This is a genomic window from Streptomyces sp. NPDC000075 (genome assembly GCF_040301925.1).
Taxonomy (GTDB): Bacteria; Actinomycetota; Actinomycetes; order Streptomycetales; family Streptomycetaceae; genus Streptomyces; species Streptomyces polychromogenes.
The window spans coordinates 1-13,416 of sequence record NZ_JBEPFL010000069.1 but is presented as its reverse complement, the minus strand read 5'-3'; the positions used below and the strand labels follow the sequence as shown (position 1 = coordinate 13,416).

At 74.6% G+C, this 13,416-nt stretch carries 12 protein-coding genes; 5 read left to right on the top strand and 7 right to left on the bottom strand.

Features of this window, described 5'->3' with window-relative positions:
- Nucleotides 1-671 (top strand): ATP-binding cassette domain-containing protein (locus tag ABT403_RS38620; RefSeq protein WP_351650927.1); only part of this gene is annotated, 671 nt, incomplete at its 5' end.
- Nucleotides 668-2,449, top strand: coding sequence for an ABC transporter ATP-binding protein (locus ABT403_RS38615; RefSeq protein WP_344150480.1), 1,782 nt, complete (start codon nucleotides 668-670; stop codon nucleotides 2,447-2,449). The genes ABT403_RS38620 and ABT403_RS38615, both read left to right, overlap by 4 nt.
- Nucleotides 2,450-2,619: 170 nt before the next feature.
- Here ABT403_RS38615 and ABT403_RS38610 read toward each other — a convergent pair whose 3' ends face one another.
- Nucleotides 2,620-3,411, bottom strand: a complete 792-nt coding sequence (locus ABT403_RS38610; RefSeq protein WP_344150477.1) for a metal-dependent hydrolase — start codon at nucleotides 3,409-3,411, stop codon at nucleotides 2,620-2,622.
- A gap of 145 nt (nucleotides 3,412-3,556) precedes the next feature.
- Between ABT403_RS38610 and ABT403_RS38605 the strand changes: the two genes are divergently transcribed.
- The 3 genes from ABT403_RS38605 to ABT403_RS38595 all read left to right on the top strand — a co-directional run bounded on the left by ABT403_RS38605 (nucleotide 3,557) and on the right by ABT403_RS38595 (nucleotide 7,556).
- Nucleotides 3,557-6,079 (top strand): DEAD/DEAH box helicase, encoded by a 2,523-nt coding sequence (locus ABT403_RS38605; RefSeq protein WP_344150474.1) that lies wholly within the window; start codon nucleotides 3,557-3,559, stop codon nucleotides 6,077-6,079.
- A 106-nt stretch (nucleotides 6,080-6,185) separates the two neighbouring features.
- The gene (locus ABT403_RS38600) at nucleotides 6,186-7,088 is read left to right on the top strand and encodes an acyl-CoA thioesterase (RefSeq protein ID WP_344150471.1); all 903 of its coding nucleotides are present in this window, start codon (nucleotides 6,186-6,188) and stop codon (nucleotides 7,086-7,088) included.
- Nucleotides 7,089-7,154: 66 nt separating this feature from the next.
- Nucleotides 7,155-7,556 (top strand): YchJ family protein, encoded by a 402-nt coding sequence (locus ABT403_RS38595; RefSeq protein WP_344150468.1) that lies wholly within the window; start codon nucleotides 7,155-7,157, stop codon nucleotides 7,554-7,556.
- Here ABT403_RS38595 and ABT403_RS38590 read toward each other — a convergent pair.
- The 6 genes from ABT403_RS38590 to ABT403_RS38565 form a co-directional block, all read right to left on the bottom strand.
- Nucleotides 7,520-8,347, bottom strand: coding sequence for a DUF6397 family protein (locus tag ABT403_RS38590; protein WP_344150465.1), 828 nt, complete (start codon nucleotides 8,345-8,347; stop codon nucleotides 7,520-7,522). The two genes, ABT403_RS38595 and ABT403_RS38590, sit on opposite strands and share 37 nt — an antisense overlap.
- 166 nt (nucleotides 8,348-8,513) lie before the next feature.
- Nucleotides 8,514-8,912 carry a roadblock/LC7 domain-containing protein gene (locus ABT403_RS38585; protein ID WP_042809302.1) on the bottom strand — a complete coding sequence of 133 codons (399 nt, stop codon included), beginning with the start codon at nucleotides 8,910-8,912 and terminating at the stop codon, nucleotides 8,514-8,516.
- Between the two features lie 291 nt (nucleotides 8,913-9,203).
- A complete protein-coding gene (locus ABT403_RS38580) occupies nucleotides 9,204-9,848 on the bottom strand; it encodes a GTP-binding protein (protein ID WP_344150456.1) in 645 nt (214 codons plus the stop codon).
- The gene (locus ABT403_RS38575) at nucleotides 9,848-10,249 is read right to left on the bottom strand and encodes a DUF742 domain-containing protein (protein WP_344150453.1); all 402 of its coding nucleotides are present in this window, start codon (nucleotides 10,247-10,249) and stop codon (nucleotides 9,848-9,850) included. The genes ABT403_RS38580 and ABT403_RS38575 overlap by 1 nt, the downstream gene beginning before the upstream one ends.
- Nucleotides 10,246-10,692 (bottom strand): roadblock/LC7 domain-containing protein, encoded by a 447-nt coding sequence (locus ABT403_RS38570; protein WP_344150450.1) that lies wholly within the window; start codon nucleotides 10,690-10,692, stop codon nucleotides 10,246-10,248. The genes ABT403_RS38575 and ABT403_RS38570 overlap by 4 nt, the downstream gene beginning before the upstream one ends.
- On the bottom strand, nucleotides 10,692-13,416 hold a 2,725-nt coding region (locus ABT403_RS38565), incomplete at its 5' end, for a sensor histidine kinase (protein ID WP_502966022.1). The genes ABT403_RS38570 and ABT403_RS38565, both read right to left, overlap by 1 nt.

The window sequence follows — 13,416 nt, the reverse complement described above, 5'->3', positions numbered from 1 at the left end:
GCGCCGGGGACGCGGCGGCCGGCGCGGCTGCCGAGAACGCCGACGGCGCCGCGCCGTCGGTGCTGCTCGGCGGGGTCGCGCTGGACGACCTCGCGCTGGACACGGCGCGCGGGCTGGTCCTCGTCCAGGACAAGGACCCGGTGCTGCTGTCCGGGACCCTGCGCGAGCTGTTCGACGTACCGGCGTCGGGAGCCGTGGCCGCACCGGCGGCGCTGGCGGCGGCGCAGTGCGGGGACGTCCTGGACGCGCTGCTCCAGGGGGCCCCCGACGGGGTGGACGACGCGATGGACGCGCGGATCACCGAGCGCGGCCGGTCGCTGTCCGGCGGGCAGCGCCAGCGGCTCGCGCTGGCGCGGTCGCTGGTCACCGACCCGGAGGTGCTGGTGCTGGACGAGCCGACCTCGGCGGTGGACGCGCACACCGAGGCGCGGATCGCCGACGGGGTCGCGCGGCTGCGCGCCGGGCGCACCACGGTGGTGCTGGCGTCCTCGCCGCTGCTGCTGGACCGCGCGGACCGGGTGGTCCTGGTGCACGCGGGCCGGGCCGTGGCGGCGGGCACCCACCGCGAGCTGCTGCGCGCCGAGCCGCGCTACCGGGCGGTCGTCACCCGGGAGACCGACGGGGAGACCCGCTCGGACGAGGAACTCACAGAGATCGAGGAATCCGCATGATCGGTGTGGCGCCGCCGGAGTACGATCCGGCGGCCCCCGAGACGGCCGCGACCCTGCCCGTGGGCACGCCGGCGACCGTACGGGGCTATGTACGCGGCCTGCTGCGGCGGCACCGGCGGGCCTTCACGGCGCTGGTGTGCGTCAACGCGGTCGCGGTGGTCGCCTCCATGGTCGGCCCGTACCTGCTGGGCCGGGTGGTGGACGGGCTCTCGGCGGGTGAGCGGGAGCTGCACCTGGGGCGCGTGGCGCTGCTGTTCGCGCTCGCGCTCGCCGTCCAGACCTGCTTCGTGCGGCTGGTGCGGCTGCGGGGGGCGATGCTCGGCGAGGAGATGCTGGCCGATCTGCGCGAGGACTTCCTGGTGCGGTCGGTGGGGCTGCCGCCGGGTGTCCTGGAGCGGGCCGGTACCGGCGACCTGCTGTCGCGCATCACCACCGACGTCGACCGGCTGGCGAACGCGATGCGCGAGGCGGTGCCGCAGCTGGCCATCGGCGTGGTCTGGGCGGGGCTGCTGTACGGGGCGCTCGCGGCGACCGCGCCGCAGCTGGCGCTGGCCGCGCTGGTGGCGCTGCCGGTCCTGGTCCTGGGCTGCCGCTGGTACTTCCGGCGGGCGCCCTCGGCGTACCGCTCGGAGGCCGCCGGGTACGCGGCGGTCGCGGCGGCGCTGACGGAGACGGTGGACGCGGGGCGCACGGTGGAGGCGCACCGGCTGGGCGGGCGGCGGATCGCGCTGTCGGAGCGGCGGATCAGGGAGTGGACGGCCTGGGAGCGGTACACGCTGTTCCTGCGGACGGTGCTCTTCCCCGTCGTCAACGTCACCTATGTGACGATCCTGGGCGCGGTGCTGCTGATCGGCGGGTACTGCGTGCTGCGGGGCTGGATGTCGGTCGGCCAGCTGACCACGGGTGCGCTGCTGGCCCAGATGATGGTCGACCCGATCGGTCTGATCCTGCGCTGGTACGACGAGCTCCAGGTCGCGCAGGTGTCGCTGGCGCGGCTGGTGGGGGTGCGGGAGATCGAGCCGGCGGCGGGTGACGGAGCGGTGGCCCCGCAGGGCCGGGACGTGCGGGCGGAGGAGGTCCGGTTCGGCTACCGGGAGGGCGTGGACGTCCTGCACCGGGTGTCGATGTCCGTGCCGCCGGGCACCCGGATGGCCCTGGTCGGGCCGTCGGGGGCGGGCAAGTCCACGCTGGGCCGGCTGCTGGCGGGGATCTACGCTCCCCGGGCAGGGGAGGTCACGCTGGGCGGGGCGCGGCTGTCGCGGATGCCGGCGGAGCGGGTGCGCGAGCACGTGGCGCTGGTGAACCAGGAGCACCACGTGTTCGTGGGCTCCCTGCGGGACAACCTGCGGCTGGCCCGGACGGGGGCCGAGGACGCCGAGCTGTGGGCGGCGCTGGGCGCGGTCGACGCCGACGGCTGGGCACGGGCCCTGGAGTCGGGACTGGACACGGAGGTGGGCTCGGGCGGCAGCGCGCTGACCCCGGCGCAGGCGCAGCAGATCGCGCTGGCCCGGCTGGTGCTGGCGGACCCGCACACGCTGGTGCTGGACGAGGCGACCTCGCTGCTGGACCCGCGGGCGGCCCGGCATCTGGAGCGGTCGCTGGCGCGGGTGCTGGACGGCCGGACGGTCATCGCGATCGCCCACCGGCTGCACACGGCGCACGACGCGGACGTGATCGCGGTGGTCGAGGCCGGCCGGATCAGCGAACTCGGCTCGCACGACGAGCTGGTGGCGGCCGACGGGGCGTACGCGGCTCTGTGGCGGTCCTGGCACGGCTGACGGGCCGGGGCCGGGGGCCGCTCCGCCCCGGCCCGCCGCCACGGGGCACCGGAGCGGCCTGCCCTGGCTGCCCGGGACGGGGCACCTGAGCAGCCTGCCCGGGACGGGCCGCTGCCGACTGCTCCTGGGGGCTCGGCCGGGCCGGCGGCCCGGACGGAGTCCTCAGGGGCTCAGATGAAGCCGAGTGCCGAGGCGCCGCCGATGCCGCCCAGGAGCATGAACACCGGCATGAGGACCTTGAGCTCCACCCAGCTGCCCGCGCGGAAGCGCATCGCCTTCGGCGGACCGATCGGGTACCAGCGCTTCCCCTTGACCGGCAGGGGCCACAGGATCGGGCAGCCGGAGACGGTCAGCGCGTCGCCGATGTCGTGCACCAGGGCGCCGAGCAGGATCGGCAGGCCGAGCCAGAGGTATTCCTGTCCGGGGCCGGTGAACAGCCAGCCGGCGCCGTTGCCCGGCTCGTCGAGGACCCCGGCCAGGATCCAGGCGCTGGTGGCGCCGAGCAGCCAGACCAGGACGTCGCTGGACATCCGCGCCGCCCGCCAGAGCAGGCCCTCGACGGCCAGCACCAGGTGGACGAAGAGGAGTACGAGGACGCCCCAGCGGTCGAAGCACACCGCGAGCGCGGAGGAGCCGGCGCCTATGAGGACCGCCCACAGCCAGGTGTGGGTCAGTGTGCGGTGGCCCCCGCTGCGGCGGGCGTCGCGCGGTGCGCGGGTCGCCTTGTAGACGGCGTACGAGAGCTTGTCGACCACCTCGCACAGGCCCTTGGACAGCGGCCCGAAGGCGCGGGAGATCGTCGCCGACTTGTGGTCGAGGTCGGGGGCGAGGGCGGCGCCCGCGCAGATCAGCGCGCCGACGACGAGGACGGGCCAGGGCATCGGGTGCCCGGCGGCAGCGGTCGCCGCGCCCACCCCCAGCCAGGCCGCCGCCCCGGACAGTGAGTGCGCCGGACCCATCATGCTCGTTTCCCGCCCCGGTCCCGTCGTGGTGGGGCCCCGTCGATGACTTCGGTCGGGCCGCCTCGACGGCCCAGCGTACCGGCGATGATCTTCTTTCCGTCCGCCGGTTCCCTCTTCCGGCGGGAAGCCAGGCAAGATGGGGGGCGTGACCCTCATTGATCAGCTCCCGCCGACCGCCGACCCCGACGCCCTCTTCGAGGCTTTCTCCTCGTGGGCGGAGGACCAGGGCATCACCCTGTACCCGGCTCAGGAGGAGGCGCTGATCGAGGTCGTCTCCGGCGCGAACGTCATCCTGTCGACGCCGACCGGCTCCGGCAAGAGCCTCGTCGCGGCGGGCGCGCACTTCACCGCGCTGGCCCAGGACAAGGTCACCTTCTACACCGCTCCGATCAAGGCGCTGGTGTCGGAGAAGTTCTTCGACCTGTGCAAGCTCTTCGGCACCGAGAACGTCGGCATGCTGACCGGCGACGCCTCCGTGAACGCGGACGCCCCCGTGATCTGCTGCACCGCCGAGGTCCTGGCCTCCATCGCGCTGCGCGACGGCAAGTACGCCGACATCGGCCAGGTCGTGATGGACGAGTTCCACTTCTACGCGGAGGCGGATCGCGGCTGGGCCTGGCAGATCCCGCTGCTGGAGCTGCCGCAGGCGCAGTTCGTCCTGATGTCGGCGACGCTCGGCGACGTGAAGCGGTTCGAGGAGGACCTGACCCGGCGCACGGGCCGCCCGACCTCGGTGGTCCGCTCCGCGACCCGGCCCGTCCCCCTCTCGTACGAGTACGTGACCACGCCGATCACCGACACGATCACCGAGCTGCTGGAGACGCGGCAGTCGCCCGTCTACATCGTGCACTTCACCCAGGCCCAGGCGGTCGAGCGGGCACAGTCGCTGATGAGCATCAACATGTGCACCCGCGAGGAGAAGGACAAGATCGCGGAGCTGATCGGAAACTTCCGCTTCACCACGAAGTTCGGCCAGAACCTCTCCCGTTACGTCCGCCACGGGATCGGCGTGCACCACGCGGGCATGCTGCCCAAGTACCGGCGGCTGGTCGAGAAGCTGGCCCAGGCGGGTCTGCTCAAGGTCATCTGCGGTACCGACACCCTCGGCGTGGGCGTCAACGTCCCGATCCGCACGGTGCTGTTCACCGCGCTCACCAAGTACGACGGCAACCGCGTCCGCACGCTGCGGGCCCGCGAGTTCCACCAGATCGCCGGCCGCGCGGGCCGCGCCGGCTTCGACACGGCCGGGTTCGTGGTCGCACAGGCCCCCGAGCACGTCATCGAGAACGAGAAGGCCCTCGCCAAGGCCGGTGACGACCCGAAGAAGCGCCGCAAGGTGGTGCGCAAGAAGGCTCCCGAGGGCTTCGTCGCCTGGTCGGACACCACCTTCGAGAAGCTGATCGCCGCGGACCCGGAACCGCTGACCTCGCGCTTCAAGGTCACCAACATCATGCTGCTGTCGGTGATCGCCCGCCCGGGCGACGCCTTCAAGGCGATGCGCAGCCTCCTCGAGGACAACCACGAGCCGCGCAAGGCGCAGCTGCGGCACATCCGCCGGGCCATCGCGATCTACCGGTCGCTGCTGGACGGCGGCGTCGTGGAGAAGCTCGACACCCCGGACGCCGAGGGCCGCACCATCCGCCTCACCGTCGACCTCCAGCAGGACTTCGCGCTGAACCAGCCGCTGTCCACCTTCGCGCTGGCCTCCTTCGACCTGCTGGACCCCGAGTCCCCCTCCTACGCGCTGGACATGGTCTCGGTCGTGGAGTCCACGCTGGACGACCCGCGCCAGATCCTGGCTGCCCAGCAGAACAAGGAGCGCGGCATCGCGGTCGGCGCGATGAAGGCGGACGGGATCGAGTACGAGGAGCGGATGGAGCGCCTCCAGGAGGTCACCTATCCCAAGCCCCTGGAAGAGCTCCTGGTGCACGCCTACGACGTGTACAGCAAGAGCCACCCGTGGGTCCGCGACCACCCCGTCTCCCCGAAGTCGATCATCCGCGACATGTACGAGCGGGCGATGACCTTCACCGAGTTCACCTCGTTCTACGAGCTGGCCCGCACCGAGGGCATCGTGCTGCGCTACCTGGCGAGCGCGTACAAGGCCCTCGACCACACCATCCCCGACGACCTGAAGTCCGAGGACCTCGAGGACCTGATCGCCTGGCTGGGCGAGCTGGTCCGCCAGGTCGACTCCAGCCTGCTGGACGAGTGGGAGCAGCTGGCGAACCCGGAGGTGGAGACGGCGGAGCAGGCCCAGGAGAAGGCCGACCAGGTCAAGCCGGTGACGGCCAACGCCCGCGCCTTCCGCGTACTGGTCCGCAACGCGATGTTCCGCCGGGTCGAGCTGGCGGCCCTGGACCACGTCGACCAGCTCGGCGAGCTGGACGCCGACTCCGGCTGGGACGCCGACGCCTGGGGCGAGGCCATGGACGGGTACTGGGACGAGTACGACGACCTGGGCACCGGCCCCGACGCGCGCGGCCCCAAGCTCCTGCAGATCGAGGAGGACGCGGCGCACGGCCTGTGGCGCGTCCGCCAGACCTTCGCCGACCCGAACGGCGACCATGGCTGGGGCATCAGCGCCGAGGTCGACCTCGCCGCGTCCGACGAGGAGGGCCGGGCCGTCATCCGGGTCACCTCGGTGGGCGAGCTCGGCGCGCTCTGAGCTCCCCCGGACGCCGTCCGGGGGGACCCCCGACCCGCAAGCCGCCCGGCCGGGCGGACCCGCCCGGCCCGCCGCACCCCCCGGAAACGACAGTGGAGAGCCCCTGATGACGAACCCCGCCGAGAGACTCGTCGACCTGCTCGACCTGGAGCAGATCGAGGTCAACATCTTCCGGGGGGCCAGCCCCCAGGAGTCCCTCCAGCGCGTGTTCGGGGGGCAGGTCGCCGGCCAGGCCCTGGTGGCGGCCGGCCGGACCACCGAGAGCGACCGCCCGGTCCACTCCCTCCACGCGTACTTCCTGCGCCCGGGGATCCCCGGGGTGCCGATCGTGTACCAGGTGGAGCGGGTACGTGACGGGCGCTCCTTCACCACGCGCCGGGTCACCGCCGTCCAGCAGGGCAAGACCATCTTCAACCTGACCGCCTCCTTCCATCACCCGGAGGAGGGCAGCATCGAGCACCAGCTGCCTCCCCGCCTCGACTTCCCCCACCCGGACTCGCTCCCGAAGGTCGCGGACGAGATCCGCGAGCACCTGGGCGCGCTGCCGGAGGCACTGGAGCGGATGGCCCGCCGCCAGCCCTTCGACATCCGGTACGTGGACCGGCTCCGCTGGACTCCCGATGAGCTCAAGGACGCCGACCCGCGCAGCGCGGTGTGGATGCGGGCGGTCGGCCCGCTGGGCGACGACCCGCTCGTGCACACCTGCGCCCTCACCTACGCCAGTGACATGACCCTCCTCGACGCCGTGCGCATCCCCGTGGAACCGCTGTGGGGCATGCGCGGTTTCGACATGGCCTCCCTGGACCACGCCATGTGGTTCCACCGGCCGTTCCGGGCGGACGAGTGGTTCCTGTACGACCAGGAGTCGCCCATCGCCCACGGCGGCCGGGGCCTGGCCCGGGGCCGCATCTACGACCTGGAGGGCAGGCTGCTGGTCTCCGTGGTCCAGGAGGGCCTCTTCCGCCCGTACCCGGCCGAGAAGGCGCGGCCTGCCGTCTCCCCGCAGTAGGCCCGGCCCCGCCGCGCCCGCTCACCCCTCCCGTCTCCGTCCCGTCCCGAAGAACTGAGCGCATCCATGACCACCCCGGCCCTCCCCTGCCCCTGCGGGCTGCCCGCCGCCTACCCGGACTGCTGCGGGCGCTTCCACTCCGGCGCCCGGCAGGCGCCCACCGCCGAACTGCTGATGCGCTCGCGTTTCAGCGCCTTCGCGGTCGGCGACACCGCCTACCTGCTGCGGTCCTGGCACCCCTCGACCCGCCCGGGCCGGCTCGACCTGGATCCGGACCAGCGCTGGGAGCGGCTGGAGATCCTCGGCACCGAGCGCGGCGGGATCTTCGAGACCGAGGGGTCGGTGGAGTTCCGCGCCCACTACCGCGAGGGCGGGCACACGGGATCGCTGCGCGAGCACAGCGCCTTCTCCCGGGAGGACGGCGCCTGGGTCTACGTCGGCCCCCTCTCCCCTGTCGAGTTCGACTGACCCCGCGCCCCGGTCAGGGCGAGGTCCAGGCCGGCGCGGTAGCGGCCGACCTCCTCCGGCGGCCCCGCCAGCAGCAGCGGACCGGCGACGGCCGCCGCTGCGGGGACCTGCGGGTGGCCGTAGGGCGGGGGCGGCGCGAGCGCGGCGAGCACGATCCGTTCCGCCGGGTCGGGGACGGCGGCCAGCACCTCCCCCTCCGGGAGGACGGATGCCAGTACGGCCGCCCGCTCCCAGGGGTCGGCGGTTCGTCTCAGCAGCAGTGACACATGCCGCTCCCGCCACCTGCCCGGCCGTAAGTCGGCCCCGGCGGCCAGCAGCTCCCGGTCCTCCGGGGGCGCCGCGCCGCTCAGCAGCGCGGGCCGCCGGGCGGCGAACTCCCGCAGCTCCGCCGCCAGATAGAGCCAGACGAGGGCCCGGTAGCGGTTGACCCGGTAGCCGACGGGGCTGAGGTGCCCGCAGCGGGCGAGCCGGGTGAACCGGGTGGGCACGGTGCCCAGCACCCGCGCCCCGTGGTCCGCGCCGGCCACCGTCTCGACCCGGGCGCGCAGGGCCTCCGGGAACCCCCGCTCCGCCTTGACCCGCTCCAGCTCGGCCCGGGTGAAGCGGGCGGCGCCCCCCGCCGCGCGGGGCCCCTGGCGCACCAGGCCCAGCTGGACCGCCCGGGCGAACTCACCGCGCCTCAGGCCCAGTTCCGCCGCGGCGCGGATTCCGGCGAGCGGGGCACGCGACCCCGCATCCTCCCGTAGCGCCGCCGCCCCGACGGGCGCGCGCTCGCACAGTTCCCTCTCCATCACGGTCCTCCCCCACGTATGGCGACCACCCATGGCGATCACTCTGTGTAAAGACCGTAACCGAGCGCTACGACATCCCGCAGGGCCTGTGGATAACCCTCGCCGACCCCCGCTCAGCCTCCGCGCCCAGCCGCCGCTCCGCCCCCGCCCCGCCCCGCCCCCGCGCTCAGCCCCCGGTGATCCGCCGCTCCGCCACGCCCAGGTGCTCTCCCACCCGGTTGACCAGCAGCGTCATCTCGTACGCGACCTGCACGATGTCGGCTTCGGCGGCGCTCAGCGCGCACAGGCTGCTGCCCGAGCCCGCCGCCACCACGAAGAGGAAGCCCTCGTCGTACTCGACCATCGTCTGGCGCACCTCACCCGCCCTGAAGTGCCGTCCGGAGCCCTTCGCCAGGCTCTGCAGCCCCGCCGCGACGGCGGCCAGGTGCTCGGCGTCCTCCCGCGCCAGGCCCGCGCTCGCCGCCGTCACCAGCCCGTCGTTCGACAGCACCACGGCGTGGCGGACCTGCGGAACCCTGCGCGTCAGGTCGTCCAGCAACCAGTCGAGCTGCTTGTCCAGTGCCATTTCCAGCCCCTCCCCGTTGACCCGGCCGACGTGGCCGCGCCCCTCCCCGCGTGGTCGTGCCGCAAGCCTTGCCCACCAGGGGCTTTCCGGCAAGGAGGAGGGACGCACGGCACGGAAGATGACTCAAGAGAAATGGCGGGCGTCCCGCCCGTGCCCCGCCCGCGCCCCGCCGCCGTACGCGGTCCATACGGACGGAAGCCCGCACATCACTCCCATCCGGTCCGTTCCCGGCGGCGGCCGCCCCGCCTCCACCACCTGCGGCGGCACCGTCAAGAGACGGAATCCGGTCCTTCACAGGGAACCGGCCTGCGGGCCCACCGAGTCCAGCAGCCGCGCCGTGTGCACCCGGCCCGCGTACTCGACCAGCCGGATCAGCACTTCCTTCCCCGAGTCCTTGTCCCGCGCGTCGCACAGCACCACCGGCGTCCCCTGCTCCAGGTCCAGCGCCCGCGACACCTCGTTCGCCCCGTACCGCCGGGCGTCCGTGAAGCAGTTCACGGCGACCACGAACGGGATCCGCCGGTGCTCGAAGTAGTCCACGGCCGGGAAGCAGTCCTCCAGCCGCCGGGTGTCGGCGAGCACCACCGCCCCGAGCGCGCCCTGGGAGAGCTCGTCCCACAGGAACCAGAAGCGGTCCTGGCCCGGCGTCCCGAACAGGTACAGGGACAGCCCGGAGCGGATGGTGATCCGGCCGAAGTCCATGGCCACGGTGGTGGTGGTCTTGCGGTCCACCCCGCCGGTGTCGTCGACCAGCTCGCCCGCCTCGCTCAGCAGCTCCTCCGTCCGCAGCGGACGGATCTCGCTGACCGCGCCGACCAGCGTGGTCTTCCCCACCCCGAACCCGCCGGCCACGAGGATCTTCAGGGCCAGCGCGGCCAGTTCCCCGTCGCTCGCCGGGCCCCCCGTCTCCGCCGGCCCGTCGTCGTGCAGTCCCATCACAGTGCTCGCAATCCTTCGATGACTTCCCGCAGAATCCGCATCTCCGGCAACCGGGCCGGCGGCACGGGCCGGCTGACCCGCACGTGCCCCGCCTCCAGCAGGTCCCCCAGCAGCACCCGCACCACGCCCACCGGCAGGTCCGCCTCGGCCGCGAGTTCCGCGACCGACTGGGTCTCGGCGCGGCACAGCCCCAGCAGGGCCCGGTGTTCGGGCTCCAGCGATGACTCGTCCGCCGCCCCGCCGGCGTCGGCGTCGACCACGACCAGGGCGATCAGGTCGAAGCGGACCCCGTGCGCGCCCGGTTTCGTACGCCCCCCGGTCATGGCGTACGGGCGGACGAGCGGGCCCGCGTCGGCGTCGTACCACCGGCCGTCCACCTGCCGGGACGCCGCTCTCATCCGGCGGCCGGCGGGTGGTGGACGGCGAACCGGGGCGGGCTGTAGAGGTGTTCGCCGACCCGCTTGACCAGGCGGGCCATCTCGTAGGCGATCAGGCCGATGTCCGCGCCGGCCGTGCTGAGGACGGCCAGACAGGAACCGTCCCCCGCCGCCGCGACGAAGAGGAACCCCTCGTCCATCTCCACCATCGTCTGGCGCACGTCCCCGGCGTGGAAGTGCCGGCCCGCGCCCTTGGCCAGGCTGTGGAAGCCGGAGGCCACGGCGGCCAGGTGCTCGGCGTCCTCCCGGCCCAGGCCGCTGGAGGAGCCGACGGCGAGCCCGTCGTTGGACAGGACCACCGCGTGCCGGACCTCGCGGACCCGCGTCACCAGTTCGTCGAGCAGCCAGTCCGGTTCGCCGGTCCGGCGGACACCGTCGAGACCGGCCCTGTGGTGTTCGATCATCACACTTCTCCTTCGCTGCCTGCGTGGGGGGAATCGTCCTGGGAACCGCGCGCCCAGCCGGCCCGGTAGGCCGCCATCCGGTCCCGCGCCTGCTCCGGGCTCCGCGACGGGGACTCCTCGGGGGCCCGTTCCCCGGCCGGGTCCTGCGCCGCGCGGGCCCCGCGCAACTGCGGGACCAGGCTGGCCTGGCGCACCCGGCGCGGCAGTTCGCTCACGGAGGCGGCGGGGGCCGGGGCCGGTGCTGCCTGCGGCGGCGGGACCGGCGCGGACGCCCGGGCGGTACGGATGCCCGCGCCGCCGGGGCCGCGCGGCCGGAGCGCCGCCACGGGGGCGGGGCGCGGCTCCCCCGGCCCCGGGCCGGGGTCGGCGGCCGGCCCGAACCCGGGCGCCGGGGCGCCGGGACCGGACGCGGCGGGGTCGGGGACGGCGGACGCGGGGCGCGGCGCGGGGCCGGACACGGCGGACGCGGGGCTCGGCGCGGCGGACGCGGGGCCGGACGCGGCGGGCGCGGGGCTCGGCGCGGCAGGCGCGGGGCCGGACGCGGCGGGCGGGGCGGTCCTCGGGTGGCCCGGGCCGGGGACCCGGATGCCGCGCGCCGTCCCCCGTACGGCGACACTCGCGCGCAGCGGCTCCGGCCGCACCCCGCCGGCCGGGCCCTGCTCCTCCTCGGGCGGCTCTGCGGCGGCGGCCGGCGGGGCCTCGATGGCGCCCTGGAGGAGCGAGAGCGGCAGCAGCACCACGGCGGTGGTGCCCCCGTACGGCGAGGGGCGCAGGTGCACCCGGATGCCGTGGCGGGCGGAGAGGCGGCTGACCACGAAGAGCCCGAGGCGGTCGCTGTCGAAGAGGTCGAGGTCCTCCGACTGCTCGATCCGGCGGTTCGCGCCGGCGAGGGCCTCGCGGCCCATGCCGAGCCCCCGGTCCTCGACCTCCAGCACGTAGCCGGCGCCGACGGGCTCTCCGCTGACCCGGACCTTGGTGTGCGGCGGCGAGAACTGGGCGGCGTTCTCGATCAGTTCCGCGAGGAGGTGGGTGAGGTCGGCGACCGAACCGCCGGCGACGGAGGTCTCGGCGAGCCCGCGCACCTCGACGCGCGGGTAGTCCTCGATCTCGGAGACGGCCGCGCGCACGACGTTCGTCAGCGGCACCGGCATCCGCCAGGCCCGGCCGGGGGCGGCGCCCGAGAGGATGATCAGGCTCTCCGCGTGGCGGCGCATCCGGGTGGTGAGGTGGTCGAGCCGGAAGAGGTCGCCCAGCTCGCCCGGGTCGTCGGCCCGGCGTTCCATCGAGTCGAGCAGGCTGAGCTGCTTGTGGACCAGGACCTGGCTGCGGCGGGCGAGGTTGACGAAGACCCCGCTGACCCCGCTGGCGAGTTCGGCCCGTTCGACGGCGGCGCTGAGGGCGGCCCGGTGGACGGTGGACAGGGCTTCGCCGACCTGCGTGATCTCGTCCTCGGCGGGGGGACCGGAGGGGGCCTCGGCCTCGACGTCGATCTCGTCGGCCCGACCCGCCCGGATCCGGTCCATGGCCCGGGGGAGCTTGCGGTGGGCGATGTCCAGGGCGGAGTTGCGCAGCGAGACCAGCTCGACGACCAGGAAGCGGCCGATGCGGACGGAGATGACGAGGGAGACGGCGACGGCGGCCAGGCCCAGCAGCACGGCGGCACCGGCCGGGCTGAGGGCGGCTTCGACGAGCGGGTCGGCGCGTCCGGTGGTCTCGGCGTGCGCGGCCTGGCGGATCTCGCGCAGGGAGCTGCTGACGCTCGCGTACGCGCCGTCCCAGCCCGGGGGCGTGCCGCGAGGCTCCTTGGCTGCGGAGGAGGCCGAGGACGCGGAGGACGCGGAGGACGCGGAAGCGGCGGGAGACCCGGTGGCGGCCGGGGTCAGGGCCTTGTCCTCGGCGCCGGTGAGTTCGGCGTAGGCGGCGCTCCTCGCCACGGAGTCCCACACCGCCCGCTGGCCGGCCGGCAGGTCCGCCGCGCTCGCCGAGGTCAGCGTGCGGCGGGATTCGACGGTGCCGGTCAGGCGGCGCTGCGCCTCGGCGTTGCGGGGACCCGTGCCCGGCAGGGCGAGCAGGGCGTCCTCACGGGAGAGCAGCTCGGCGGCACGGGCGAACTCCAGCAGCACCCGGGCCTCCGGCCCGCTGCCGGCGTCGCGGCCGTCGGAGAGGGCGCCCTCGACGGCGAGGGCGGATTCGGCGACGCGGGTGTACGTCTCGTAGGCGCCGTCCGGGGTGGCGCGGCGGGCGACGACGTCCTTGCGGGTGGAGCCGAGCGCCTCCGCGTCGGTGACGAAGGCGCCGAGCCGGGCGACCACGTCGGCGCGGTAGTCGCCGGACTCGGCGACGGTGTGGCGGTCGCCCAAGCGCAGCCTCCGTACGGCCGCGTCGGTCCGCCGGGCCTGGTCCCCCAGGGCGGACGCCTGGTCGGAGGCGGGATCGGCCAGGAAGCGGACGGTGGCCCGCCGTTCGGCCTGGATCTCAGTGAGGGCGGCCGCGACGGGGGTGCGTATCTCGGCGTCGACCTGCCGGACGCGGCCGAGGCGGGCGATGTCCTGGGCGGCGGCGACGGTGGCGAAGCCCCAGAGGGCGAGCAGGGAGACCACCGGGACCATCAGCAGCGAGACGATCTTCGCCCGGACGGTGGCGGGCCGCAGCCGCAGCCCCGGCCGGGCCGGGCCCCCGCCACCCGGGCCGGCCGGCCCCTGCCCGGGCGCCTCCTCGGCGGGC